Genomic DNA, 25,138 nt, shown 5'->3' on the forward strand with positions numbered 1-25,138 from the left:
GTGGAGCACCACGGCATCGAGAGCTTCTTCGTAGTGGGCGAGGGGGTGCTGGAGTTCGACGGGTCCGGGCGGCCCGCGACCCGGCAGCCGCTCGGCGTCGAGGAGCTGAGGAGGTTCCGGTTCTCGCGACTGGGCCCGGAGGGACCGCAGGTACCCGAGGACACCCGGATCGCACTGGCCACCGCGGTGACCGCCGACGTGCCGCAGCCGGACTCGGCGGACCCGGTCGTCCCGGCCGGGTTCACCTACCTCGGCCAGTTCGTCGACCACGACCTGACGCTGGACCGCACCGGGACCCGGCTCGGCGCGGACGTCAACCTGGACGACCTGGTGCAGGGCCGCTCGCCCGCGCTCGACCTGGACGCGGTCTACGGCCGCGGTCCGCACGACCCGGTCGACCGGGCCTTCTACGCCGACGACCAGGTCAAGCTCAAGGTCGGCAAGACCTCGGCCACGACGTTCCCCGACGAGCGGGTCAACGTCGAGCTGGAGGGCTTCGACCTGCCCAGGGCCGGGTCCGGCGCGACCCGCGCCGACCGGCGGCGCCCGCTGATCCCGGACGCCCGCAACGACGAGAACCTGGCGGTCGCCCAGACCCACCTGGCGTTCATCCGGTTCCACAACCGGGTCGTGGACGAGCTGGCGCTGACCGGGCTGTCCGGCCGGCGGCTGTTCCAGGCGGCGCGGGAGCAGGTCGTCCGGCACTACCAGTGGCTGCTGCGCACCGACTACCTGCCGCGCGTCGTCGACCCCGCGATCGTGGACGACGTGTTCGGCAACGGCCGCCGCTTCTTCGAGGCGCCCGGCCGCGGCTACGCGGGCGCGAACCAGCCGCCGACCATGCCGCTGGAGTTCTCGGTGGCGGCCTACCGGCTCGGCCACAGCCAGATCCGGGCGCTCTACCAGTGGAACCGGGTGTTCAACGGCGAGGGCCCCGGCGCGCCCGCGACCCTGCTGCAGCTGTTCACCTTCTCCGGGACCAGCGGCAACTTCGAGGGCGGTTCGGGCCTGCCGCAGCTGGACGACCCGGACTCGGGCACGGTCGACACGCTGCCGACCAACTGGGTGGCGGACTTCCGCCGGCTGTTCGACTTCACCGAGGCCGACCGGCCGGACCTGGCGCCGGGCGCGGGCGGCGGCAACGTGGCCAAGCGGGTCGACACGCTGCTGGTCAACCCGCTCACGCAGCTGCCGGCGGGCGCGTTCGAGGGCCGCGGCAGGCAGGTCGCCGACCTGCACCGCAACCTCGCGTTCCGCAACCTGACCCGGGCGAACATGGTCAGGCTGGCCAGCGGTCAGCAGATGGCGTCGCTGTTCAACCAGCCGCCGCTGACCGCCGAGCAGATCCTGGACGGCAACGGGGGCGTGGTGCTGGACTCGCTGACCGGGCAGCAGCGCGCGGCGGTGGTCGAGGCGACCCCGCTGTGGTTCTACGTCCTGCGGGAGGCCGAGGTCGGCAACGGCCTGCTCGGGCCGGTGGGCGGTCGCGTCGTGGCCGAGGTCTTCCACCGGGCGATGGAAGCCTCGCGCACGTCGATCGTGCGGGAACCGTGGTGGCGGCCGGTGCTCGGGCCGGACGCCGACACGTTCCGGATGACCGACCTGCTGCTGTTCGCGTTCGAGGGCAAGGCCGACCTGCTCAACCCGCTGGGTGACTGACGTGCCCGCGGCCGAGGACCGCGGGGGCGGGCGGGCCGGCCACCACCGACCGACCGGTCGGTGATCCGGACGGCCCTGCCGGCGCCACGGGGCCCGGCAGGGCCGTCGCCGGGTGCGGCTTGGACCGCCCGGTGCCGCCGGGCCGTCCGGTGCCGCCGGGCCGTCCGGTGCCGCTGGGACCGCCCGGTGCCGCTTGGGCCGTCCGGCGCCGTCGCCGGGGCCGCCCGTGCTCCGCGGCGCCGTCAGCCCACCGAGGCGGGCCGGCGCTCGGCCAGGGCGCGGCCGGTGGTCACCAGTTCGGACGCCACCCGGTCCACCGCCTCGGTGAACTCCGGTTCGTCGCAGTCCCAGTCGACCAGCTTGCCGCGCAGCCAGTCACGCCAGGAGCCCACCAGCCGGGCGAACACCTCGGTGCCCTGCGGGGTGAACCGGTAGCGGTCGCCCGATTCGGTCACCAGGCCCTTGACCAGGAGCTGGCGCGCCACCGGCTCGAACACGCCGGCCGGGACCCCGGTGTCCTCGGCCAGCCGTTCCAGGGTCGCGTCGCCGTGGCGGGCGCTCTGGCGGAACACCTTGACCACCAGCCACGCCTGGGCGTGGCTGAGCGGCAGGCCCGACGCGGCGACGACCTGCGGCGTCGGGTCGCGCCGCTCCTTGCGCACCACCAAGGCGACCAGCTTCTCGAACTCGTGGTCGGACTCCCACGTCTGGGGCACGGCGAAGCTCTCGCCCACCCCGTTGTTGCCCGACGCCGCCGTGCGTGCGGTGTCGCGCAGCGGCACCTCGCGCAGGAACAGGGCCACGACGAACGCGACGGCCGCCACCGGGGCGGCGGCCAGGAAGACGTCCTGGAGGGTCTCGGCGTAGGCGGCGACGATCGGGGCTTTCACCTGGTCGGGCAAGGTGTGCAGGGTTTGCACGTCGGACGCGGCCCGCGGGTCGAGGCCCGGTGGGATCGCGGTGGCCAGCCGGTCGGGCAGGGTGCTCGCGTAGATCGTGCCGAAGATCGCCACGCCGAAGGAGCTGCCCAGCGTGCGCAGGAAGCTCACGCCCGAGGTGGCCACGCCCAGGTCCTCGTAGCTGCTGGTGCTCTGCACGACCACGACGGGCACCGGCATGCACATGCCCACGCCCAGGCCGAGCACCAGCATGTACCCGGCGGCCTGCCAGAACGACGTGTCGACGTCCAGCAGGGACAGCAGGAGCAGCCCGCACACCATCAGCACGCTGCCCACGAGCGGGAACACGCGGTAGCGGCCGGTCTTGCCGATCACGGTTCCGGTGACGACGGACGCGATGAGCAGCCCGACCACCAGCGGCAGCATCTCCAGGCCCGACTGCGTGGCCGACGCGCCGTGCACGTACTGCAGGTAGGTGGGCAGGAACGTGACACCGCCCAGCATCGCGAACCCGACCACGAAGCTCAGCACGCTGCACACGGTGAACACCCGGCCGCGGAACAGCCGCATGGGCAGCATGGGCTCCGCCGCCCGCTGCTCCACCGCGACGAACAGCCCCAGCGCCACCAGCGAGCCCGCCGCCATCCACAGGATCGTCGGCGAGGTCCAGTCGTACTCGACGCCGCCCCAGCTCGTGACCAGGGTCAGGCCGGTGGCCGCCAGCCCGATCAGCAGGATGCCCGCGTAGTCGATGCGCGGCTTGCCCCTGGCCCGCACCCCGGGCATCGCGAGCGCGCCGACGACCAGGACCACCACGCCCAGCGGCAGGTTCACGTAGAACGCCCAGCGCCAGCTCAGGTGGTCCACGAACAGCCCGCCCAGCAGCGGGCCGACCACGGTCGAGACGCCGAACAGCGCGCCGATGAGCCCCTGGTACTTGCCGCGCTCGGACAGCGGCACGACGTCCGCGATCACGGCGCTGGAGGTGACCATCAGGCCGCCCGCGCCCAGGCCCTGGACCGCCCTGGCCAGGATCAGCCACGTCATCGAGTCGGCCCAGCCGCACAGGAACGAGCCGGCCATGAACAGCGCGACGCTGGCCAGGAAGGCGGGCTTGCGGCCGTAGAGGTCGCCGAACTTGCCGACCAGGGCCGTCATGATGGTCTCGGCGAGCAGGTACGAGGTGACCACCCAGGACAGGTGCCCGGCGCCGCCGAGGTCGCTGACGATGGTCGGCAGCGCGGTGGCGACGATCGTCTGGTCCAGCGCCGCCAGCAGCATCCCGAGCATGATCACGGCGACGACGGCGTTGCGCGTCCCCCGCCCCACCTCGACCCGTTCGACCACGCGGAACCTCCCGAGTGGACGATAGGGCCACCGCCCCGACTCCGCCCGCCGTGCGCGACCGCTCAGGCCAGGTCGAAGACGCCCAGCTTCGCGCCCCGCGTGAAGAACTCCCACTCGGCGTAGGTGAACCGCTGCGGAGCCTCACCCGGCCGGTTCGAGTTGCGGACCAGGACCTCGTCAGTGATGGCAGGGCTGAGCCGCGCACGGCTCACCTGAAGGTGGCGTCGAAGACAAGCCTCGACTGGGTCGGTATAGCGCGCGTGCGTCGCTGCGGGGACGTCTACCGGCTGGCACTATCAGACCTTCGTCTGCACGAGGGGACCAGAAGCATTGACATCACTGGGCGACGTGGCCGGGAGCGTAGCCGCTGCATGTGACAAGGCGTCGTTGTGCAGGGACGCCTTGGGCACAGCCGCGGACCTGGCCGAGGACGCCCGAACCAGCCTCGGTATCGCTTTGGCGGGTGATACCACGGGCGAAAAGGACATCGTTCTGGCGTACTTCCAGGAGGTAGTCGACAGGGGTACGGCGTTGTGGAAGACCTTGAGCAGGGGCATGGATCACGCACAAAAGGCGCTCGACGCTCTTCAAGTGCCCGCCGCGCCGCCTTCAGCTTCCCGATCCCCGATGATCTCAAGCGGGCGGGCGCGTACTACCACGGCGTCATCGGCCTCACTGCGACCAACCTCAACACAGCCACTCTCACCGCATCGCATCGAGGAACTGCGCCAGGAACTGCCGCCACCAGTGGAACCGGGCACCGGACAGAAAACCCATGGCCGGTGGGTTGCGCCCGACGGCAGCACCCAAACCATCGTCAGCGAACGCGACCAGTGGTCGACCAAGGTCAACGAGGCCCTGACCGCCGAGGGCTGCCCCAAGATTCCGGTGATCACCGATGGAGACGTGGAACTGAAACTGGCCGCTCGTATGCGCGAGGAGGGCCCGGTCGACCCGGCAATGCGACACGTGACTGTCGTGATCAACCACGTGATCTGTCAGGGACCATTGAGTTGTGACACGCTGGTCCCCGTCGTTCTGCCCGAGGGTTACACCCTGACCGTTCACGGCCCCGGCTACTACAAGCAGTTCACAGGAGGTACACCACCTTGGCGTCGCTGATCGCCCACTACCAGGCGAGCGAAGATCCTGTTCCGGTTCAGGCCGTCGCCGACCTCGACGCGCTGCTGGACCGCATGGCCGCCGACCACGCCACCCGGTCGGGACCGGTACCACCGATGGTGGAACTTTCGCGTCCCGACCCGTGGGCCGAAGGCTGGGTGATCGTGCGCTTGGGCGTCGACCACGACCGGGGCTTCCTCGCCCACGCCGACGCCTCCGGCTCGTTCATCACCACCGGTGGCGCCGACCGGCACGGCACCGCGGTGGTCTACGACCACATGGGCCACCCTCGCGAGTTTCCCGCCGACGCCGAAGTGCCCCTGCACGACCTGCGCAAGGCAGCCCATGACCTGATCACCACCGACGGCGGCCGGTCACCGGCCGTGGCGTGGCGGCCCTGGGAACGCTGAGCCCGCTCGCCACTGCACCGCGACACCCCTGGACCGCCCTGGCCGGGATCAGCCACGTCATCGAGTCGGCCCAGCCGCACAGGTCGGCAGCGCGGTGGCGACGATCGTCTGGTCCAGCGCCGCCAGCAGCATCCCGAGCATGATCACGGCGACGACGGCGTTGCGCGTCCCCCGCCCCACCTCGACCCGTTCGACCACGCGGAACCTCCCGAGTGGACGATAGGGCCACCACCCCGACTCCGCCCGCCGTGCGCGTCGCCCGAGCCGTGACCACCGGGCAGGCCCGCGCGGGCGTGCGACGGGGGTCGTCCCGCTGCGCGGGGCGGGGGTCGGTGCCCTCGATCGCCGGAGCACACCCCGAGGTTGCCACTCTTTCGGGTGGATCCGTCGAAGGAGGACAACCGCCTCCGGCGGCCGATATCACGCCGGGCGGGAGGCGCACGGACGTGGACATCCGGGGTGGACTTCGTCGCGCCTCGGGATCGGGAATACCCCGAGGGGGCGCCGGAACTCCCCAGGGCGTTCCGAGTGGAGTCGAATTCTGTTGTGGTGCAACGGGGTTCGGCCGTTCCGTGGATCGCCAACCGTTTGCCGGATGGTCGATGGTGGGGGTACTGGTGAGCGAGAGGGGTGCTGATGCGCGGGAATGTTTCGGTGGTCGGGGTCCTGGTGTTGGGTGTGGGTGTGGTGGTCGTGCCGCCGGCTGTTGCGGTCGCGAGGCAGGTTCCGTGTGACACGCCGAGTCTGGTGAAGGCGGTCGGGGATGCCAACGCGGCGGGAAAGCGGGTTCGGTTGTCGTTGGCGGGTGGGTGCACGTATCGGGTGGATCGGGCGATCGGGGACAACGGGTTCCCGGTGGTCACGGGGGATGTGGAGTTGGTGGGTGCGGGGACGGTGATCTCGCGGCATCCGGCCGCGCCGCGGTTCCGGTTCTTCCGGGTGGCGGTGGGTGGGCGGTTGGGTATCGAGGGTCTGGTGGTCACCGGTGGGCATACCCGTGACGGTCTGGCGCCGGGTGGTTCCGGTGGTGACGGTGGCGCCGTGCACAGTTCCGGTGAGTTGGTGATCGGTCGTAGCACGTTGTCGGGCAACCGCACGGGTGACGGCGCCGTCGGCGTGATCGGCGCGGACGGGAACCTCGACACCGCCCGGGGCGGCGGGGGTGGTCACGGTGGTGCGGTCTTCAGTGACGGCATCGCGCTGCGGATCTCGAAGTCGGACCTGAAGGGCAACAGCACCGGTCGGGGTGGCTGGGGCGCCCACGGGCTCCGCGGCAAGGACAATGCCGCCGACGCGGAGCAGCTTCGCGGCGGGCCCGGTGGCGAGGGCGGCTGGGGTGGGGATGGTGGCGCGATCGCGAACCACGCCGGGGTGTTCGAGTTGCTGCACTCCTCGGTCGAGGGCAACCGGACCGGGGCGGGTGGGCCGGGCGGTGCGTCCGGTCGCGGCGGCGACAACGCCAACGGACCCGGCGGCGACGGCGCCAGGCCCGTGTCGGGCGGTCCTGGCGGTTCCGGCGGCGCGATCGACCTGAGAGACAGCGAGGTGAACGTCCAGGGCGGTTCGGCGACGGGGAACACCACCGGCGACGGCGGCCCAGCCGGCCGCGCCGGCGACGGCGGCAACGGGGTCGAAGGGGGCAAGGGCGGGGGCCGAGCCGGCGGGCGCGGGCGGGCCTCGGGCGGCGACGGCGGTTCGGGCGGCGCCCTGTCGATCCGCCCCATCACACCGGGGGAACGGACGGTCACCCTGTTCGGCTTCGAGGCGAAGGGCAACCGGACCGGCAACGGCGGCAACGGCGGGGACGGGGGCTTCGGCGTCCCGGGGCTCCAGGAGGGCCACGGCGGCTCCGGCGGCAGGGGCGGCAACGGCGGCGGCCTGCACGTCGCGAGGCGAGGTCCCGTGCACCTCACGCTCGACTACTTCGTGCACAACGCCACCGGGGCCGGTGGCCGGGGCGGCCTGTCCCCCGCTCCCGACATCCCCGACGCCGGCCCCGGAAACCGCGGCGTCGGCGGCGCCATCGACAGGGAGTCGCTGACCACGGAGGTCACGCTGAACCAGGTGTACTTCACGGACAACGACCCGGACAACTGCCGCGACATCCCCGGGTGCTGACCGACGCGCGGCCCCACCTCACGCAGGCCGGGGCCGCGCACCACCGCGTGCGGGAGCTCGGGCAGCGGTCACCGGACAGGGCGGGACCGCCCGACCCGCGAACCCGGCAGCGCCCCCGACCTTCGCATCGTCATTGGGCCGATGAGGTGAGCGGGACGGCGGTCGGGATCTGCCCGGTGCCGCCACCCCTCAGGTCAGGTCGAAGACGCCCAGCTTCGCGCCCCGCGTGAAGAACTCCCACTCGGCGTAGGTGAACCGCTGCGGAGCCTCACCCGGCCGGTTCGAGTTGCGGACCAAGACCTCGTCGGCAGTGCGCATCACCTCGACGCAGTTGGAGCCGTTGGCACTGTGCTTGGTCCACTCGTGCAACTTCAGGGTCATCTCGTGTCCTTCATGATCCGGGCCAGGAGTTCACGGCTCTCCTCGATTCCCAGCGCCTTCGCACGAGTGTGGTCGAACCAACGGCTCGCCTTCTCCACCTGCTCGGGCCGGTCCACGAAGTGGTCGCCAAACGGCGTGTCGACGCTGATCAGCGACGGCAACCCGTCGGGCAGCCGGAACAAGGTCAGCGTAGTCCCGGTGAGCGCGTGCGCTCCTGCCCCCTCGGGCATCACCTGCACGTCGACGTGCGCCAGTTCGGATATCCCGAGGATGTACTCGATCTGGTCTTTCATCACCCGCGGGCCGCCGAAGTTCGCGCGCAACAAGGGTTCCGCGAGCACTGCCCACAGGCGCAGCGGTGGCTTCCGGTCGGTAAGCAGTGCGCGTCGACCTGCCCGCAACTCCAGGTTCTTCTCCAGCGCCTCGCCCGTCACACCGCCACCGACCATGAGCGCACGGGTGTAGCCCTCGGTCTGAAGGGCCGCCGGAACCAACTCGAACGATGAGTAGAGCGCCTCCGTCGCGCTGGCCTCGACGTCCAGGATGCGACGCATGTACGGGGCGATCATCCCGCCGATCTTGCTCCGCTGACGCCGGCGGTGGGCTTCGGAGTTCAGGCCGAGCAGGTCTTCGCGAGTCTCCTCGTCCGCTTGGTACAAGTCCAGGAGCTTCTCCAACTCGGCCTGCCGGATGCCGCTCACAGCGGTCTCGATGTTGCCGATCTTGGTGAGCGTGCAGTTCAACACTTCGGTCGCCCGCTCACGAGGAAGTCCGGCCTCCTCTCGCATCCGTCGCAGCGTGGTTCCGACCTGGATCCGCGCGGCGCTGCGATGGGGGTTGGTCATGGCGCGCTCCTCACAGGTTCACCCGTTAGCACAGGTGACAACATCGGGTACCCAATATAGCCTCCCCATATCCGTAGAGTATATGCCTGTAGCAGGGAGTGATGATCAGTGGCCCGTCGGTTCCAGCAGTTGAGCGTCATCGAGAGCACCGGGCGGCAGTCGGCCTACCGCCTCCTGGAACGCCTGGAGGAGGTGACCGAGCAGACCCTGGAGCAGTGGGCGGCCGAGCGGCTGCTCGCCGGCGGCTACGCGAGGGGGCTCTACGTCGCCGAGCGCGGGCGCGTCGCGGACGACTGGCCCGAGGAGGAGTTCGACGCGGACGTCGAGATCGTCTCCGACGGCCTCGGGACGGTGAAGGTGGTGTGAGCCGCCCGGAGCCGCTCAGGACTCCTTCAGGCCCAGGGCTCCCAGGAAGGTCCGGAACTTCGCGCTGGTCTCGGCCAGCTCGGCCGCCGGCGTGGAGCCGGGCACCACGCCCGCCCCCGCGTACAGCCGCAGCGTCCGGTCGGTCACCTCGCCGCACCGGATGGCGATCACCCACTCGCCGTCGCCCCGGTCGTCGGTCCAGCCCACCAGCCCGGTGTAGAAACCCCGGTCGAACGGCTCCAGCTCACCGATCAGCGAGCGCGCCGCCTCGACCGGCACCCCGCACACCGCGGGCGTCGGGTGCAGCGCCGCGGCCAGCTCCAGCGCCGAGGTCCCCTCGTCGCGCAGGGTCCCGGTCACTTTGGTGGACAGGTGCCACATCGTCCTGGTGGGCAGCAGCTCCGGCGCGCTCGGCACGACCAGCTCGCGGCAGAACGGGGCCAGCGCGTCCGCCACCGCGCCGACGACGAACGCGTGCTCGCGCAGGTCCTTGGGCGAGGACAGCAGCTCCGTGGCGTTGCGGCCGTCCTGCTCGGGGTCGGCGCCGCGCGGGCGCGACCCGGCCAGCGGGTTGGACACGACGTCCCGCCCCGTGCGCCGGACCAGCAGCTCCGGGCTGGTGCCGACGAGCGTGCCGCCGCCCAGGTCGGTGGCGAAGGTGTAGCCGCGCGGGTCGCGGGCGGCCAGCGCGGCGAGCACCTGGCGCACGTCGATGCGCTCGGCGGCGGTGAGGTCCAGCGTGCGCGCCAGCACGACCTTGTCCAGCGCTCCGCCGGCCATCGCCTCCAGCGCCCGCCGCACCCCGGCGGTGTAGGACTCCGCGTCACCGCGCTGGTCCAACCACCGACCGCCGGGCGTGGGGCGCTCGGGCAGCGACACGGTGTGCAGCGGCGCGCCCCGCAGCACCGCGCGCGGCACGGTCAGGCGCGGTGGCACGTCCGGCCGGAACGGCAGCGCGCCGACCGCGGTCCGGCCCGGCGGCACCACTCCCCCGTACCGGTCCCCCGCCCCCTGCGCGGTCACGACGCCGAGCGGCGAGGCGAAGAAGAACCCGCCCTCCCGGTAGGCGTCCAGGCCGGACGCGGGGTCCACCCGGTCGGCGGAGGTCCGGTCGGCGGAGGTCTGGTCGGCGGGGATCTGGGCCGCTGGCACCGGCTGCTCCGTTCGGTCCGCGTGGCTCAGGCGCGCAGCGTCGCGCCGCCGTCCACGTAGAGGTTCTGCATGGTGATGTGCCGGGCCTGGTGGGAGACCAGGAACAGCACGGCGTCGGCGATGTCGGCCGGGTCGGCGATGCGCCCCAGCGGGATGCCCACGCGGAACGTCGCCAGGTCCCCCGCGATCACCCGGTCCGGCGCGGCGTCGTCGGTCCACAGCCCGCGCTGCATGGCGGTGTCGGTGGAGCCGGGGGACACGACGTTGCACCGGATGCCGTGCTCGGCCAGCTCCAGTCCGAGGCACCGGGTGAACATCGTGGTGGCGGCCTTGGAGGCGGCGTAGGCGCCCATTCCCGCACGGGGCACGCCCGCCGCGTTGGAGCCGACCGTGACGATGGCGCCGGACTTCCGGGGCGCCATCCGCCGCGCAACGGCCCGCGACACGTGGAACACGCCGTCGGTGTTGACCGCGAACGTGCGCCGCCAGTCCTCGTCGGTGGTGTCCAGGATCCGGCCCGTCCGCAGGATCCCGGCGACGTTGACCAGGATGCCGATCGGCCCGGCGGTCCGCTCCACGCGGTCGACCACCGCTTCGACGGCGTCCGCGTCGGAGACGTCCACCCGGTGGTCCGCGCCGTCGAGGTCGACCCCCGCGACGACCGCGCCCGCCTTGGCCAGCGCCGCCGCCACGGCGGCCCCGATGCCCTGCGCCGCGCCGGTCACGAGGGCGACCGTCCCCGCGATACCCCTGTCGTCCATGGTGGTTGCTCCCGGTGAAAGCTGTGGACCTGATCGTCACCCTACCGTGTTATTTAGGTAAGGCTAACCTACTTTAGTAGGTGATCAGGAGCTCTCCCCGGAGCGGACCGCTGCGCCCGCGTCTCGACCGGAGGGCGAACAGCCCTCCGGTCAGTCCTCGTCCTCGGAGTGGTGGTCGAAGTTCTCCTGGCCGCGCTTCCAGTAGCCGTCCACGTCGCAGGCGTCGCGGTGCAGCCCGCGCTCGTCGCGCAGGTGGCGGCGGAGGGGCTTGAGCGCGCCGGCCTCGCCCGCCACCCACGCGAACCCGTCGCCCTCGGGCAGCACCAGCGCGGCGATCGCGTCGTGCAGCAGCGTGGTCGTGCCCGCCGGCGCGCCGGCGCGGTGCAGCCACGTCAGCCGGACGTCCGCCGCGGACGGCAGGGGCTGCTGCTCGGCCTCGTCGGCGACCTCCACGAACGCGAAGACCCGCGTGCCCGCCTCGGCCTGCGCCAGCCACCGCGCGATCGCGGGCAGGGCGGTCTCGTCCCCGCCGATCACGTACCAGGCGAGCCCCTTCGGGACCAGCACCGAACCGCGCGGCCCGAGCACGCCCACCGCGTTGCCCTCCACCGCGCCCGCCGCCCACGTCGAACCGGGGCCGTCGCCGTGCACCACGAAGTCGATGTCGAGTTCGCCGGCGTCGGCGCGGTGCTCGCGCACGGTGTAGTCCCGGAACACGGGGCGCGGCGCGCCCGGGTCCCGCTCCAGCCCCGCGGGGCCGACCTTCGGCATCACCGGCAGGCCGTCGCGCTCGGCCGGGAAGAACAGCTTCACGTGGTCGGCGGGCCCGGCCTCGCGGAACCCGGCCAGGTCCGGGCCGGCCAGCGTCACCCGGACCATGCGCGGGGTCAGCCGGCGGACCGCCTTCACCCGCAGCACGCGGGGCACGAGCTCGTAGCGCACGACCTCCGGCGCGGCAGCGGTCACCGCGCGTCCGTCAGGCTGCGGGGGCGCAGGTCGGTCCACTCCCGCTCGACGTGGTCCAGGCACGCCTGCCGGGTGTCGGGTCCGTGCGCGACCGACCACCCGGCGGGCACCTCGGCGAAAGCGGGCCACAGCGAGTGCTGGCCCTCGTCGTTGACCAGCACCAGGAAGGTGCCGGCGTCGTCGTCGAACGGGTTGGTCACGACCGACTCCTCGTGTTGAAGGTAAGGCTCACCTTACCTTCGCAGGCGCGCTCCCGCCATGCTCGGCCACTCCACCCCGAAGCCGGCTCCCCTGACCGTGACGGCCATGACCCAGAACCCGGAACGGCCTTCGGAGCGCCGCGGGCACGTGGTCGCCGAGCCCCCGGCCGGGGCTCCCGGGCGCCGCTGCCCACCGGGGCCGGGGCCTGCCCGGCTCCCCCCGCCCCACTAGGCTCGGCGGTGCTGGTGGTCCGCCCCGTTCCGACGGGGCGGGGCAAGAGGGAACCCGGTGCGAGTCCGGGACTGCCCCGCAGCGGTGAGTGGGAACGAAAGCCGTAGTCACAAGCACTGGAAGCCTCCGGGAAGCCACGGCCGGTAGGGACGAGACCGACGCCCACGAGTCCGAAGACCTGCCACCGGTCCGCGCGCCGCCCGGCGCGCGGTGGTCCGGGGCCTCTCGGGTGGGCGACGCGGACGCGGCACGTCGTGCCGCCCGCGCAGCGCGCCCGGAACACGGCCCGGACCTGTCCGCACGCTCGCGAGGAGAGAGCTTGTGAACACCATCGGGGCCACCGTCCTGGGTTACCCGCGCATCGGTCCGCGCAGGGAGCTGAAGCGCGCCGTGGAGCGGTACTGGTCCGGCGCGATCGACGCGCCCGCCCTGCACGGGGTCGGCGCGGACCTGCGCGCCGCGACCTGGCTGGACCTGCGCGACGCCGGGCTGGGCTCGATCCCCGGCAACACGTTCTCGTACTACGACCAGGTGCTGGACACGGCGGTGCTGTTCGACGCCGTGCCGCGGCGGTTCCGCGCGCTGGATCTGTCCGAAGTGGACACCTACTTCGCCATGGCCCGCGGGCACGGCGACGCGCCGCCGCTGGAGCTGACCAAGTGGTTCGACACCAACTACCACTACCTGGTGCCCGAGATCGAGCCCGACACGAGCTTCCGGCTCGTGGGCGACAAGCCGCTCGCGGAGTACCGGGAGGCGCTGGCGCTGGGCGTGACCACCCGGCCGGTGCTGCTGGGGCCCGTGACGTTCCTGCTGCTGGCCAAGGGCCGGGGCCGGCCGGGGCTGCTGGGCGGGCTCCTCGACTGCTACGCCGAGCTGCTGTGGACGATGGCCGCCGAGGGCGTGGAGTGGGTGCAGTTCGACGAGCCCGCCTTCGTCGGCGACCGCTCGGCGGGCGACCTGGCCGCGCTGCGCGAGGCGTACCACCGGCTGGGCGAGCTGGTCGACCGCCCGCGGATGCTGGTGACGGGGTACTACGGCGACCTGGGACCGGCGCTGGACGTGCTGGCGTCCACCCCGGTGGAGGCGATCGCGCTGGACCTGGTCGCGGGCCGGGTGCCGGCGCTGCACGCGTTGCGGGACAAGACGGTCGTGGCGGGCGTGGTGGACGGGCGCAACATCTGGCGCACCGACGTCCCCGCGGCGGTCGCGACGGCGGCGACGCTGCTGGGCACGGCCGGCGAGGTGGCGGTGTCCACCTCGTCCACGCTGCTGCACGTGCCCTACGACCTCGACGCCGAGCAGTCGCTGCCGGCGCCGGTGCGGGACCGGCTGGCGTTCGCCCGGCAGAAGGTCCGCGAGGTCGTGCGGATCGCGGAGGCCCTGCGCGGCGCGGCCGGCCCGGAGCCCGCGCCGGCCGCGGTCGTCCGCCGGGACGACCACGTGCGGGCGCGGATCGCGTCGCTGCGCCCGGAGCACCGGGTGCGGGCGCCGTACGCCGACCGGGCGGCGGCGCAGGAGGCCCGCCTCGGCCTGCCGCCGCTGGCGACGACGACGATCGGGTCGTTCCCGCAGACCCCGGCGATCCGCGCGGCGCGGGCCGACCTGCGAGCCGGCCGCCTGGACGACGCCGGGTACGCCGAGCGGATGCGCGCGGAGATCGGGCGCATCATCGCGCTCCAGGAGGACATCGGCCTGGACGTGCTGGTGCACGGCGAGCCGGAGCGCAACGACATGGTGCAGTACTTCGCCGAGCACCTGGAGGGGTTCGCCACCACCGAGCACGGATGGGTGCAGTCCTACGGCTCGCGGTGCGTGCGACCGCCGGTCCTGCACGGCGACGTGTCCCGGCCCGCGCCGATCACCGTGCCGTGGAGCACCTACGCGCAGTCGCTGACCGACCGGCCGGTCAAGGGGATGCTGACCGGGCCGGTGACGATCCTGGCGTGGTCGTTCGTGCGCGACGACCAGCCGTTGGCGGAGACGGCGAACCAGGTGGCGCTGGCGCTGCGCGACGAGATTCGCGACCTGGAGGCCGCCGGCATCCGGATCGTGCAGGTGGACGAGCCCGCGCTGCGCGAGCTGCTGCCGCTGCGGGCCGCGGAGCAGGCCGCGTACCTGGAGTGGGCGGTGGGCGCGTTCCGGCTGGCCACGGCCGGCGCGTCGCCGGCCACGCAGGTCCACACCCACCTGTGCTACTCGGAGTTCGGGGAGGTGATCGACGCCATCGACGGGCTGGACGCCGACGTCACCACCATCGAGGCCGCGCGCTCGAAGATGGAGGTCCTGTCCGACCTGGACCGGGCGGGGTTCGGGCGCGGGGTCGGGCCGGGCGTGTACGACATCCACTCGCCCCGCGTCCCGACCACCGAGGAGGTGGTGTCGCTGCTGGAGGAGGCCGCGCGGGTGGTGCCGGGGACGCGGCTGTGGGTGAACCCGGACTGCGGCCTGAAGACCCGCGCCTACGCCGAGGTCGAACCGGCGCTGCGCAACCTCGTGGCGGCGGCCCGGCAGGTGCGGGCCGCCCGCTGACGGGGCCACCCGGCAGCGGGGCGCACCGCTGACGGGGCCACCCGGTGACGAGGTCGCCCGGTGACCGGGGCCGACCCGTTCGGGGTCGTCGGGCGTCCCGCCCGACGACCCCGAACGGCGGGCGCGCGCGAGGGCGCGCCCGCCGAGGTCGTCACCACTGGATGTCGTCCAGGGAGTCCAGCGGTTCGCGCTCGTCCAACGACTCCGGCACCACGACCGTGTCCGCCGCGCGCAGCGCCGCCGGGAACGTGAAGCCGCACCGCGCCTCCACCTCCGCCAGCTTCACCTGGAACACGCGGAACTCGTCGAGTTCCAGCGCCTCCAACTGGTTCAGGTTCTGGGTGAGCACGAACGCCCGCGCCTTGAGCGCGCCCCGCTCCACGAACGCGATGACCTTCCAGTACTCGCGCGGCAGCCGGACGCCCCGGAACACCCGGTCGTCCTCGTGGAACACCGGACCGCCGTAGACGCTGACCCGCAGGTCGTCCACGTCGACGTCGGACAGCACCGCGTCCTCCAGCCTGCCCCACAGGCCCTTGCGCGCGCTCTGGTTGAAGTCGTCCATCTGGGGCGCGATGTTGGTGAAGAAGAACGAGTCGGCGTTCGCCCGCTCGGCCTCCTTCTTGCTGCCCCACAACAGGTCCGCGCGCCGCGCCAGGTGGCCCCGGTCGAGCCGGTTGCCCTTGTACAGCTCGTCGCCGACCTGGAACTCGGCCGGGATGCGCGGGTCCAGGACGAACCGGGTGCCGCTGCGGCTGATCGCCTTCAGCGTCCTGCCGTCGACGTTCCAGGCCACCCAGAACGCGAACCGCCGCGACTTGCTCTGCGCCAGCGAGAAGTGCGTGTAGTCCACCACCTCGGAGCCGTCGACCAGCACGGCGTCGGCCCTGGCCGCCTCGCCCAGCACCGGCACGCCCGCCGCGACGCCCAGGAAGTCCGCCGCGAAGCCCTTCGCGGCCAGGGCTTCCGGCTTCGGCGGCTTGATCGTGACGTCCAGCTTCTCGAACACCGACTGCGGCAGGCAGGCGAGCGCGTGCTCGTCGGCGCTGCCACCGGCCTCACCGCCGAAGTGCAGGCCCGCCAGCGTCCTGCCGACCCGGCCGTTGGCGGACTTGAACAACCACGCCGCGCCCGAGTCACCGCCCATGCTGATCTCACCGCCGGGCGCGGGGCGCGCCGGGTCGGGCCCGATCTCGAAGCAGCCGATCTCCTTGACCCCCACCGAGCCGCCGTAGTCCAGCTTCACGATGGTGTCGACGCGGCGCACGATCCCGTGCGTCACCCCGGTCGTCCGACCGCTCTTGACGACCTTGTCCCCCAGCTCCGGCTCCCCGATCCGATCCGCCACCACGCCGAGTTCCACGATGTCGCAGATGAAGTCCCGGTCCTCGATGGTCGCGATCGCGCAGTCGCCCGCCGCACCGAGGTGCGACCGGACCAGCCTGCCCAACCGGTTGCGGTCGACGCGGTTGTCGTCGTGCGGGCCGGGCTGGACGACCACGTCACCCAGCTCGCCGTCCGGCCCGTGCAGGACGTGCCAGTTCGACAGCACGTACGGCGTCCCGTCGACCCGGTCGTAGACGATGCAGCCGACGGTGCCGGCGGGCACCTTCGGGTGCCCCACGCTGATGCCCGGTGCGATCGTGTCGAGGCGGGCCTTGCGATCGCCGGAAGCGCGCTCCGGCACGACCTGGAAGTCGGCGCGGTAGTCGCGCTGCACCACGTCGGTCGGCACTTCCACGCCGTCCACGGTGACGCACTCCGGCAGCAGCACCGTGCCCAGCGCGCCCAACGCCTCCGGCTCCGCCTTCTCCCGGACGGTGAACTGGACCGCGATCTCGTCGGTCGGCTTGCCGTCCACGACCTTGTAGCCGATGCCGATCGAGGACACGTTGCCGTCGCGCAGGTAGTCCGACCCCTTCGCGCGCACGAACCGCCGCAACGCGGCCAGCAGTGCATCGTTCTTCTTCTTGGCCATGACCGCATCCCCCTGAAGTGCGCACGTCGATCGCCCTGCTGTCGACGTGCCGCGAAGCGTTGTTAGCAGCGAACGAACGGGTTCACCCGTTCAGCCCAGGTGCAGCCGCCGAACGCCGCTATGATCAAGCTTCTCCAAGCAGGGCAACAAGAACACCAACGACGAGCGACCCGACGCTGAACGAGCGGTAGCCGATCACCCCCGCTCGCAGCCGGCGGCTTCGCCTCCCGGCACGCCCCGTACAGCCCTATGCCCCCTCCGGCACACCTCGCACAGCCCCATGCCGCTTTCCGCACGCCCCGTGCAGTCCCATTCCCCTTCCGCACACCCCGTGCAGACCGGTGCCTTCGTGTTCTCCCCGTATGGCCTGCCCGGAGGGCTACCATGCTTTTCCTGGGGGTGCAAGCACGCTTTTCGCTTGCACCCCCAGGAAAAGCATGGTCGTCTTTGACAGGCCATACGGGGAGAACACGACCGCTCTTGCTCTTCCTCCTCCTTGGCGGCCTGCCTGTCCGGCGAGGACTCTTTAAAGCTCTTCAGCCTCGGGCGGTACAGCACCGAATCTCACCTAGATCGGTGCGCGATCCTAGTAAGAAGAGCGGCCGAGAGGCCCCCAAGGAGGAGGAAAAGAAAGAGCGGTCGTGTTCTCCTCCCCGTACGGCCTGCCGGAGGCAATCATGTCGAGCAGGGGGTGTCAAGCGGTGAAGCGTGCTTGACACCCCCTGCTCGACATGATTGGGCTGCGCCCAGGCCGTACGGGGAGGAGAACACGAAGCGACCGGTATGCGCACTAGGTGCGCTGCTGCTGGCTGCAAAAGCGCGGGGGCGTAAGGGCGCGGGGGCAGGTTGACCGCGAGGTCGCATCACGTTTGTCGGCCATTCGGGCGAAATCACGTACTGCAGCCGGTTCGGCACCCCGCGTGTACACCTTGCGGACGGCCGGGGATCACCTTCCGGGTGTACGCACTGACCATGTCCCCACTGACACGGCGAACCCTGATCGCCGGCGGCATCGCCAGTGCCGGCGTCACGGTCCTCGCTCCCCCTTCCGCAAGCGCCATCGCCTATCCGTTCACGCTCGGTGTCGCGGCCGGTGAGCCCGCGCCGGACGGGTTCGTCATCTGGACGCGCCTCGCGCCCAGCCCGCTCGACGCCGACGGTTTCGGCGGGATGCCCGCCGAGAACGTCGCGGTGGACTGGCAGGTCGCCACGGACCGCCGGTTCACGCAGGTCGTGAAGTCCGGCACGCACACCGCTGCCCGGACGTGGGCGCACAGCGCCCACGTCGAGGTGACCGGGTTGCAAGCGGGCCGGGAGTACTTCTACCGGTTCCGCGCGCTGGGTTTCCTCTCACCGGTCGGCCGCGGGGTGACCGCGCCCGCGCCGGGCACCTCCCCGGCGCTGACGATGCTGTTCACGTCGTGCTCGCACTACGAGGCCGGGTACTTCACCGCCTACCGGCGGATGGCGGAGGAGAACCCGCACCTGATCCTGCACCTGGGCGACTACATCTACGAGGGCGCGGCGTCGACGACGAACGTCCGCAAGCACGCGCCCTCGCCCGAGATCTCGAACCTGGCCGACTACCGGGTGCGCCACGCCCAGTACAAGACCGACCCGGACCTCCAGGCCGCGCACGCCGCCGCGCCGTGGCTGGTCGTGTGGGACGACCACGAGGTGGAGAACAACTACGCCGACCTGATCCGCAACGACGGCTCCCCCGCCGGGGACTTCAAGGCCCGCCGCGCGGCGGCGTACAAGGCGTACTACGAGCACATGCCGCTGCGCCCGGCACAGGCCCCGGTCGCGGAGAACATGCAGCTCTACCGGCGGGTGCGGTGGGGCGGCCTGGCGACGTTCCACATGCTCGACACCCGTCAGCACCGCGACGACCAGGCTTGCGGCGACGGCACCAAGGTGTGCCCGGAGGCCGACAACCCGGCCCGCACGCTCATCGGCGCCGCGCAGGAGACCTGGCTGCTGGACGGGATGCGGCAGAAGCTCGGCACCTGGGACTTCCTGGGCCAGCAGGTGTTCTTCGCGCAGAAGCTGGCTTCCGCGGAGGGCGCCAAGTCGATGGACTCGTGGGACGGCTACAGCGCCAACCGCGACCGGCTCCAACGCGGGTGGGACGCGGCGGGGCTGCGCAACACCGTGGTGCTGACCGGTGACGTGCACCGGTCCTGGGCCGCCGACCTGATGCTCGACTACAGGACCCAAAACCGGGTCGTCGGCACCGAACTGGTCACCACGTCGGTGACCTCGGGCGGCAACGGCAACGCCGCCGACAACGCGCTGTCCGGCCTCAACCCGCACGTGAAGTTCTACAAGAACCTGCGCGGTTACGTCCGCACCGTCACCACGCCGAGCCAGGTCGCGGTCGACTTCCGCTTCGTGGACAAGGTGACCGCGCGCGACTACCCCGTCCGGACGTTGCAGAGCTACGTCATCGAGGCGGGCAACCCCGGATTGCAGGCGCCGTGAAGAAGATCATCGCTCTGACCGCCACCGCCGCGCTCCTGCTGGTCGGCACGGGCGCCGCGACCGCCGCCGTCGCCTGGACCACCGCCAACTCCACCGCGACCGGCGACCAGGACAACGCCGCCGTGTCGGCCGTCCGCAGCGGCTACACGGCCGTGGTGTGGGAGGACGACCGCGATTCGGCGAACCCCGGCGACCCCGTGCACAGCGACGTGTGGATCAGGCTGTTCGAGGGCGGCGTGTCGCGGTACGAGAAGAAGCTGTCGGCCGGTGGCAGCGGGAACTGGCGGCACGTGCAGCCGGACGTGGCGCTGCACGACGACGGCAGCGCGGTCGTGGTGTGGTCGGAGGACCCGGACGGCAACGGGTTCTACAACATCGCGGTCCGGGTCGTGCGCACCGACGGCACGATCGCGGGCTCGGCGACCGCCAACGCCTCGGCCGCCGGGCAGCAGCGCTTCCCGGCGGTGGCCGCCGACCCGGACACCGCCGGTTTCGCGGTGGCCTGGGAGGACGAGCAGTCCGGCGCGGGGACCACCGTGCGCGTGTCGGGTTTCGCGTCCGTGACGACCAAGACCTACGAGGCGCAGGTCCACGCCGCCGGCGGCGCCCACCGGCGCCCGGACGTGGCGATGGGGGCGGCGGGCAACGCCGTCGTGGTGTGGGACGAGGACGGCGACGGCAACGGCTTCTTCAACATCGGCCGCAAGGTCCTCACCCCGTCCGGCGGGGTGAAGCTGGCGCAGGGCGTGGTGAACGCCGACGGTGGCGGGCAGCAGCGGCACGCGGCCGTGGCGGCGAACTTCAACGGTGACTTCGCGGTGGCGTGGGAGACCGACCACACCGGCGCGCTTCGGACCGCCGTCCGCTCGTTCAGCGCCAACGGCGTCGCCCAGTCCGCTGTGGACGTGCTCGTGGACGGCGTCGACCCGCAGGTCGGCATCGACGACCAGCGCGGCGTCGTGGTCACCTCGGTGGTCGCGTCCGACGTGCACACCCAGGGGCTCGACCCGGACGGCTCGGTCGAGGGCAGGCTGCCGCGGCAGGCGACCGTCCAGACCGCGACGGGCCGGCAGGACGAACCCGCGCTCGGCGTCGACGCGTGGGGCCTGATCACCATCGCCTACACCGACGACTCCGACGGCAACGGGTTCGACCAGGTCCGCCTGGGCACCGGGTGGCAGAACAGCACCTGGTGACGCCCGCGTGGTGCGGCGCGCCCACCGGGACCGCGCCGCACCACGACTCGCCCGGCACCACGACTCGCCCGGCACCGCGGCGCGCCGGCGCGCCGCCCACCGGGGACGAGCGGCTTCCCTCAGGGCTTGTCCGCCAGGAACCGCTCCGCCAGCCGCCGGGGCGCCCTGCACAGCCACGCCTCGGTGAGCAGCTCGGCCAGCTCGCCCTCGCCGATCCGGTCCAGCCGGACCAGGATCGTGGCGTAGCCGTCGAAGTGCGGAACGGTGAAGTAGACGTCCGGGTCGTCGGCGAGCAGGGCGTCCTTCGCGCCGAGGTCCGGCACGCTCGCCGCGAGCACCGGTCCGTCGGGGGCCGCCCGGCCCAGGGCGGCGGTGTCGGTGCGGCGCAGCGGTCGCTCCCAGGTGAACAGCTTGTCCTTCACCCGCCAGGCGGGCACGCCCCCCGCCGTCGGGCGTTCGGTGACTTCGGGCAGGGCCGTGGCGAGCCGGCGCACGTCGTCCCAGGTGGCCATGTCGCACGATAACCCGATCGCGCCTTCGCGCAACGCCTGCCCGGCCTTCTCCCGGCGGCACCGCCGGGAGGTGGTCACCGGAGTCGACCGACAGGGGGAATCACGACACGGCGGCGTGGCGCGGGGCTGCCGAAGGCGTCGCGGCCCGGTGCCAGGGGGGAGACCGGGGCGGCGGCGCGGCGTCAGGCCACCAGCGCCAGGGAGATCCCGGTCGCCGTCACGACGACCGCCACCGCGCCGTCGAGCACCCGCCAGGCCGACGGCCGGGTGAACAGGCCCGACAGCCACCGCGCGCCGAACCCGAGGGTGGTGAACCACAGCGCGCTGCCCGTCATCGCACCGAGGCCGAACCACCAGCGGTCGTCGCCGAACGACGTGGACGCGGTGCCCAGCAGCAGCACGGTGTCGAGGTAGACGTGCGGGTTGAGCCAGGTCAGCGCCAGGCACGTGACGATGGCCGCCGACGCCGCGCCGCCGAGCTGCAACGCCGCCGGCCGCAGCACCCGCCGCGCCGCGAGCACCCCGTAACCGACGAGGAACGCCGCGCCGAGCCACCGGACGGCGGTGAGCGCGGCGGGCCACGCGGCGAGCACCGCGCCGACACCGCCGACGCCCAGGGCGATCAGCAGCGCGTCGGACGCCGCGCAGATCGCCACGATCGCCGGGACTTGTTGGCGCAGCACGCCTTGGCGGAGCACCAGCGCGTTCTGCGCGCCGATGACGACGATCAGGGACAGCCCGGCGCCGAGCCCGGCGAGCAGCGCGTACATCACGGGATCCACGCTAGGAACCGCGTTCACATAAGGCCAGCTACACTTCCTTAAGTATCATTAGCGTTCGTGATGCTGGACCCGGAGTCGGTGCGGACCCTGCTGGCCGTCGTGGACGAAGGCACGTTCGACGCGGCGGCCCGCGTGCTGCACGTCACGCCGTCGGCCGTGAGCCAGCGCATCAAGGCGTTGGAGCAGCGCACCGGCCGCGTGCTGCTGGTCCGCGCGAAACCCGCCCGGCTCACCGAGTCCGGCGCGGTGATCGCCCGCTACGGCCGCCAGCTCGCGCTGCTGGAGCAGGACGCGTTCGCGGGCCTGGGCCTGGCCGAGCGCCCGACGCCGATCCAGGTGGCGGTCAACGCGGACTCGCTGTCGACGTGGTTCCGCACCGTGGTCAAGGAGCTGGCGGGCGAGGACGACATCGTCCTCGGGCTGCTGCGCGACGACCAGGACCACACCGCCGAGGCCCTGCGCCGGGGGCTGGTCGTCGCGGCCGTCACCTCGTCGCCGCAGCCGGTGCAGGGGTGCAGCGTCCGCCCGCTCGGGAGCATCCGCTACCACGCGGTGGCCGGCCGGGCGTTCGCGCGGCGCTGGCGGGACCGGCCGCTGTCGGACCTGCCGGTGGTGGTGTTCGACGAGAAGGACGACCTCCAGGACGCGTTCTGCCGCGCCGTCACCGGCCGCGCCGCCTCGGGGCACCGCCACTTCCTGCCCGACGGCCCGGTGTTCGAGGACGCGGTGGCGGCGGGCGCGGGGTGGGCGCTGCTCAGCGAGCACCAGGTCAGGCGCCACCGCGGCCTGGTCCACCTGCACCCCGACCGGCCGGTCGACGTGCCGCTGCACTGGCAGCAGTGGAAGCTGGACTCGCCGCCGCTGCAACGCGTCGCCGACGCCGTTTTCCGCGCCGCGCGGGCGGAGCTGCGCTGAAGCGCGCCCCGGGCCCCGATCGGGCGCGGGGGCCGGCCGGGGTCAACCGCCGATCCGGCCGAACCAGCCGCGTTCGCCGACCACGACCCGGCGCAGCCCGCCGCGCTCGTCGGCGATGAACAGCACGTCGGTGGTCGGCGTCGTGATCGGGAAGTTCAGCCGGCCGTGCAGCTCGGTCGACGCCGCGACGACCAGCTGCCCGGACGGCGCCGTCATGGCGCGGACGACATCACCGTCGATCCCGGCAGTCGCGGTGGGTTCGCCGGTGGCCAGGTCCACGACGGTGAGGGACCTGGTGTCGGCGTTGAGGTCGGTCCTGCTCAGGATCACCGCGTGCCCCGACGCGAGCACGGCCGTCCTGGCGGTGTGCGGACGGCCTCCCGGGTGGACGTCCTCGTGCGGCGCGCGGCCGGGGCAGGCGCGCCGCCGCGGCTCGACCGGGGTGTGGTCCACCAGGAAGCCCGGTTCGGCGAAGTCGGTCGCGGACAGCTCGCGGTGGGTCCGGTCGCCCGGCCCGCGCTCGTGCAGGCGCAGCAGCGGCAGGCCCCTGGGGCGTCCGACGGGCCGCGCGAGCGCGACCGTCCGGCCGCCGGGCAGCGCGGCGGTCTCCGCGGTGCCGTCGTAGTCGGCGGGTGCCGCGCCGCTCCTGCCCAGCAGGCACGACCAGGTGTCGGTGAGGTCGGCGTCGGCGGGCGCGGCGGCCGTGCCGTCGAGCGGGACGGCCCGGACCTGGCCGGCTGCGGTGACGGTGACGATCGCGTTCCGCGCGCGGTCGTACCGGTACGCGCCGGCCGCGCCGACGCCGACGTAGCGGTCCGCGCCCAGCCCCTCGACCGACTCGGCCTCGGCGACGACCTCGCCGTCGGCCAGGGAGACGATGTCGAGACCCGCGCCGCTGCGGACGTAGGCGAGGCTCCGCCCCGCCGCGACGACCTCCGGGAGGTGGTGGCCGTCGGGCAGCGGCTGGTCCCAGAGGGTGTCCCCGGTGGCCAGGTCGACGGCCGTCACCCTGCGCTCCGTGCCGCCTCGCACACCGGCGAACCCGGTGGCCTCGTAGGCGAGGACGACGGCGTCGCGGCCGTTGACCGCGGCGAACGCCATCTCGGCGCCGATGGCGCTGGAAGTGCTGATGACCGGGCCGGGCACGACGAAGAACACCAGCAGCAGCACCGGCACCAGCGAGTAGCCGAGCACCGAGGCCGCTTTGCGCAGGACCCGTCCGAGGGTGCGGAGAGCGGTCGGTCCCGGTCCCGGCGCGCCGTTCGTCGGGTTCACGTGGTCACCCCCTCGTCAGAAGCCGATGAAGTCGACATCGCCGACCGGGCAGCCGTGGATGCCGTCGGCGGTGACGACGACGAGCGAGCCCAGGAGCACGCCGTCGACCTCGTCCGCGGTCAGCACGACGACACGTCCGCGCGGGGACACCACGGCGTTGCGCACGCCGTCCGCGGAGTTGTAGGTGTGCTCGACGCGGCCCGTGGCCCGATCGACCACCCTCAGCGCGGACCCGTGGGTGGAGTTCTCGACCACGAGGTCGCGATCGGCCCGGCCGGGCAGGGCGATGGACTCCGGGACGTCCTCCGACTCGGTGGCGGCCAGCGGTCTCCGGTCGTCGTCGAGGTTGAGCCGGTCGCGCCACCGGGCCGCGGTCGACTCGCCCGCCGGGCGCGCCGCGATGTCGTCCAGCGGGATCGCCAGCACCTCGCCGCGCGCGGTCAGCGCGACCACCGCGCGTTCGTCGGCGTCGTAGGCGTAGGCGGTGCGGGAGGCCAGGTACGCCCCGCCGAGGCCGGCGAGGCCGGCGCCCCTCGCCACGACGTCACCGGTGCGCAGGTCCAGGACGGCCAGGCCGAGGTGGTCCGCCACGTAGGCGAGCCGGTCGCCGACGGCGACGACCACCGCCTGCCGCGACTCGCGCCCGGTGGAGATCCCGGTCCGCCACAGCTCCTCCCGCGTGTCCAGGTCGATCGCCGCGACCTCGGCGTGGTGGAGGTCCACCAGCCACGCCGGCACCCCGAGCAGGCCCGCGGGCGCGTCCGACCCGTAGGGCACGATCGCGACCTCGCGCCCGTCCAGGGCGCCGAAACCGATGTCCAGCGACGGCACGGTCACCGGGTTCAGCGCGTGGTACCGGACGGCGCCGACGATCAGCGAGCCCATCGCGGTGTAGAGGGCCAGGGCGGCCAGCGCCGCCCGCGCCAGGCCGCGGGCGGTGGACCGGAGCCGTGACCGCGGCGTGGTGGGGGCCGGTTGCTGCGGATCGGTCATGCCGCGATCGTGC

Annotated in this window: 23 protein-coding genes and 1 riboswitch; of the genes, 9 read left to right on the top strand and 14 right to left on the bottom strand. The window is 72.8% G+C overall.

The window, feature by feature from the left end:
• Positions 1–1,659: a peroxidase family protein gene (locus JOE68_RS04455; RefSeq protein ID WP_204841070.1), complete on the top strand. Its 1,659-nt coding sequence runs from the start codon at positions 1–3 to the stop codon at positions 1,657–1,659.
• Positions 1,660–1,901: 242 nt separating this feature from the next.
• On the opposite strand, the gene JOE68_RS04460 is transcribed toward JOE68_RS04455, so the two are convergent.
• Both JOE68_RS04460 and JOE68_RS04465 read right to left on the bottom strand, forming a co-directional pair.
• Complete coding sequence (locus JOE68_RS04460; RefSeq protein WP_204845918.1) at positions 1,902–3,848, bottom strand: MDR family MFS transporter; 1,947 nt, start codon at positions 3,846–3,848, stop codon at positions 1,902–1,904.
• 119 nt (positions 3,849–3,967) lie between these two features.
• Positions 3,968–4,117, bottom strand: coding sequence for a DUF397 domain-containing protein (locus JOE68_RS04465; protein WP_307819520.1), 150 nt, complete (start codon positions 4,115–4,117; stop codon positions 3,968–3,970).
• Between the two features lie 190 nt (positions 4,118–4,307).
• Here JOE68_RS04465 and JOE68_RS04470 point away from each other — a divergent pair, with 190 nt between their 5' ends.
• A complete protein-coding gene (locus tag JOE68_RS04470; protein ID WP_239562131.1) occupies positions 4,308–5,027 on the top strand; it encodes a DddA-like double-stranded DNA deaminase toxin in 720 nt (239 codons plus the stop codon).
• Complete coding sequence (locus JOE68_RS04475) at positions 5,015–5,437, top strand: Imm1 family immunity protein (protein WP_204841071.1); 423 nt, start codon at positions 5,015–5,017, stop codon at positions 5,435–5,437. Before JOE68_RS04470 ends, JOE68_RS04475 begins: the two co-directional genes overlap by 13 nt.
• Positions 5,438–5,494: 57 nt before the next feature.
• Here JOE68_RS04475 and JOE68_RS04480 read toward each other — a convergent pair whose 3' ends face one another.
• Positions 5,495–5,635, bottom strand: a complete 141-nt coding sequence (locus JOE68_RS04480) for a hypothetical protein (RefSeq protein WP_204841072.1) — start codon at positions 5,633–5,635, stop codon at positions 5,495–5,497.
• Positions 5,636–6,499: 864 nt separating this feature from the next.
• Between JOE68_RS04480 and JOE68_RS04485 the strand changes: the two genes are divergently transcribed.
• On the top strand, positions 6,500–7,555 hold the full coding sequence (locus JOE68_RS04485; protein ID WP_204841073.1) for a hypothetical protein: 1,056 nt from the start codon (positions 6,500–6,502) through the stop codon (positions 7,553–7,555).
• Between the two features lie 189 nt (positions 7,556–7,744).
• On the opposite strand, the gene JOE68_RS04490 is transcribed toward JOE68_RS04485, so the two are convergent.
• Entirely contained in the window at positions 7,745–7,936 is a 192-nt protein-coding gene (locus JOE68_RS04490; protein ID WP_204841074.1) for a DUF397 domain-containing protein, read from the bottom strand.
• Entirely contained in the window at positions 7,933–8,781 is an 849-nt protein-coding gene (locus JOE68_RS04495) for a helix-turn-helix domain-containing protein (protein ID WP_204841075.1), read from the bottom strand. Before JOE68_RS04495 ends, JOE68_RS04490 begins: the two co-directional genes overlap by 4 nt.
• A gap of 108 nt (positions 8,782–8,889) precedes the next feature.
• Here JOE68_RS04495 and JOE68_RS04500 point away from each other — a divergent pair, with 108 nt between their 5' ends.
• Positions 8,890–9,147: a hypothetical protein gene (locus JOE68_RS04500; RefSeq protein WP_204841076.1), complete on the top strand. Its 258-nt coding sequence runs from the start codon at positions 8,890–8,892 to the stop codon at positions 9,145–9,147.
• A gap of 15 nt (positions 9,148–9,162) precedes the next feature.
• Here the strand turns inward: JOE68_RS04500 and JOE68_RS04505 are convergent, their stop codons facing one another.
• From JOE68_RS04505 to JOE68_RS04520, 4 genes are all read right to left on the bottom strand, one after another.
• The gene (locus tag JOE68_RS04505) at positions 9,163–10,239 is read right to left on the bottom strand and encodes an isochorismate synthase (RefSeq protein ID WP_443705453.1); all 1,077 of its coding nucleotides are present in this window, start codon (positions 10,237–10,239) and stop codon (positions 9,163–9,165) included.
• An 86-nt stretch (positions 10,240–10,325) separates the two neighbouring features.
• The gene (locus tag JOE68_RS04510; protein ID WP_204841078.1) at positions 10,326–11,060 is read right to left on the bottom strand and encodes a 2,3-dihydro-2,3-dihydroxybenzoate dehydrogenase; all 735 of its coding nucleotides are present in this window, start codon (positions 11,058–11,060) and stop codon (positions 10,326–10,328) included.
• A 150-nt stretch (positions 11,061–11,210) separates the two neighbouring features.
• Positions 11,211–12,026 carry a siderophore-interacting protein gene (locus JOE68_RS04515; protein WP_204841079.1) on the bottom strand — a complete coding sequence of 272 codons (816 nt, stop codon included), beginning with the start codon at positions 12,024–12,026 and terminating at the stop codon, positions 11,211–11,213.
• Positions 12,023–12,226, bottom strand: a complete 204-nt coding sequence (locus tag JOE68_RS04520) for an MbtH family protein (protein ID WP_204841080.1) — start codon at positions 12,224–12,226, stop codon at positions 12,023–12,025. Before JOE68_RS04520 ends, JOE68_RS04515 begins: the two co-directional genes overlap by 4 nt.
• A gap of 229 nt (positions 12,227–12,455) precedes the next feature.
• Positions 12,456–12,658, top strand: a riboswitch (cobalamin riboswitch).
• Between the two features lie 121 nt (positions 12,659–12,779).
• Here JOE68_RS04520 and metE point away from each other — a divergent pair.
• On the top strand, positions 12,780–14,990 hold the full coding sequence (gene metE, locus JOE68_RS04525; protein ID WP_204841081.1) for a 5-methyltetrahydropteroyltriglutamate--homocysteine S-methyltransferase: 2,211 nt from the start codon (positions 12,780–12,782) through the stop codon (positions 14,988–14,990).
• A 151-nt stretch (positions 14,991–15,141) separates the two neighbouring features.
• Here metE and JOE68_RS04530 read toward each other — a convergent pair whose 3' ends face one another.
• Positions 15,142–16,968 carry a DNA/RNA non-specific endonuclease gene (locus JOE68_RS04530; RefSeq protein WP_204841082.1) on the bottom strand — a complete coding sequence of 609 codons (1,827 nt, stop codon included), beginning with the start codon at positions 16,966–16,968 and terminating at the stop codon, positions 15,142–15,144.
• Positions 16,969–17,940: 972 nt separating this feature from the next.
• Between JOE68_RS04530 and JOE68_RS04535 the strand changes: the two genes are divergently transcribed.
• Together JOE68_RS04535 and JOE68_RS04540 are read left to right on the top strand one after the other, a co-directional pair.
• Positions 17,941–19,452 carry an alkaline phosphatase D family protein gene (locus JOE68_RS04535; RefSeq protein WP_204841083.1) on the top strand — a complete coding sequence of 504 codons (1,512 nt, stop codon included), beginning with the start codon at positions 17,941–17,943 and terminating at the stop codon, positions 19,450–19,452.
• Positions 19,449–20,648: a hypothetical protein gene (locus JOE68_RS04540; protein ID WP_204841084.1), complete on the top strand. Its 1,200-nt coding sequence runs from the start codon at positions 19,449–19,451 to the stop codon at positions 20,646–20,648. The genes JOE68_RS04535 and JOE68_RS04540 overlap by 4 nt, the downstream gene beginning before the upstream one ends.
• A gap of 119 nt (positions 20,649–20,767) precedes the next feature.
• On the opposite strand, the gene JOE68_RS04545 is transcribed toward JOE68_RS04540, so the two are convergent.
• Both JOE68_RS04545 and JOE68_RS04550 read right to left on the bottom strand, forming a co-directional pair.
• A complete protein-coding gene (locus tag JOE68_RS04545; RefSeq protein WP_307819521.1) occupies positions 20,768–21,238 on the bottom strand; it encodes an MmcQ/YjbR family DNA-binding protein in 471 nt (156 codons plus the stop codon).
• Positions 21,239–21,342: 104 nt separating this feature from the next.
• The gene (locus tag JOE68_RS04550; RefSeq protein WP_204845921.1) at positions 21,343–21,930 is read right to left on the bottom strand and encodes a LysE/ArgO family amino acid transporter; all 588 of its coding nucleotides are present in this window, start codon (positions 21,928–21,930) and stop codon (positions 21,343–21,345) included.
• A gap of 72 nt (positions 21,931–22,002) precedes the next feature.
• On the opposite strand from JOE68_RS04550, the gene JOE68_RS04555 reads away from it, so the two are divergent.
• The gene (locus JOE68_RS04555; protein ID WP_204845922.1) at positions 22,003–22,857 is read left to right on the top strand and encodes a LysR family transcriptional regulator ArgP; all 855 of its coding nucleotides are present in this window, start codon (positions 22,003–22,005) and stop codon (positions 22,855–22,857) included.
• A 42-nt stretch (positions 22,858–22,899) separates the two neighbouring features.
• Here the strand turns inward: JOE68_RS04555 and JOE68_RS04560 are convergent, their stop codons facing one another.
• Together JOE68_RS04560 and JOE68_RS04565 are read right to left on the bottom strand one after the other, a co-directional pair.
• Positions 22,900–24,132: a PA2928 family protein gene (locus JOE68_RS04560; RefSeq protein WP_204841085.1), complete on the bottom strand. Its 1,233-nt coding sequence runs from the start codon at positions 24,130–24,132 to the stop codon at positions 22,900–22,902.
• 15 nt (positions 24,133–24,147) lie between these two features.
• Positions 24,148–25,125: a PA2928 family protein gene (locus JOE68_RS04565; protein ID WP_204841086.1), complete on the bottom strand. Its 978-nt coding sequence runs from the start codon at positions 25,123–25,125 to the stop codon at positions 24,148–24,150.
• Between the last annotated feature and the right edge of the window lie 13 nt (positions 25,126–25,138).

Source organism: Saccharothrix algeriensis, from assembly GCF_016907655.1.
Lineage (GTDB): Bacteria > Actinomycetota > Actinomycetes > Mycobacteriales > Pseudonocardiaceae > Actinosynnema > Actinosynnema algeriense.

Coding starts and splice junctions, on each gene's coding strand:
- JOE68_RS04535 (WP_204841083.1), top strand. CDS start 17,941: ATGTCCCCACTGACACGGCGAACCCTGATCGCCGGCGGCATCGCCAGT.
- JOE68_RS04565 (WP_204841086.1), bottom strand. CDS start 25,125: ATGACCGATCCGCAGCAACCGGCCCCCACCACGCCGCGGTCACGGCTC.
- JOE68_RS04510 (WP_204841078.1), bottom strand. CDS start 11,060: ATGGACGACAGGGGTATCGCGGGGACGGTCGCCCTCGTGACCGGCGCG.
- JOE68_RS04530 (WP_204841082.1), bottom strand. CDS start 16,968: ATGGCCAAGAAGAAGAACGATGCACTGCTGGCCGCGTTGCGGCGGTTC.
- JOE68_RS04460 (WP_204845918.1), bottom strand. CDS start 3,848: ATGCTCGGGATGCTGCTGGCGGCGCTGGACCAGACGATCGTCGCCACC.
- JOE68_RS04495 (WP_204841075.1), bottom strand. CDS start 8,781: ATGACCAACCCCCATCGCAGCGCCGCGCGGATCCAGGTCGGAACCACG.
- JOE68_RS04490 (WP_204841074.1), bottom strand. CDS start 7,936: ATGACCCTGAAGTTGCACGAGTGGACCAAGCACAGTGCCAACGGCTCC.
- JOE68_RS04555 (WP_204845922.1), top strand. CDS start 22,003: ATGCTGGACCCGGAGTCGGTGCGGACCCTGCTGGCCGTCGTGGACGAA.
- JOE68_RS04550 (WP_204845921.1), bottom strand. CDS start 21,930: ATGTACGCGCTGCTCGCCGGGCTCGGCGCCGGGCTGTCCCTGATCGTC.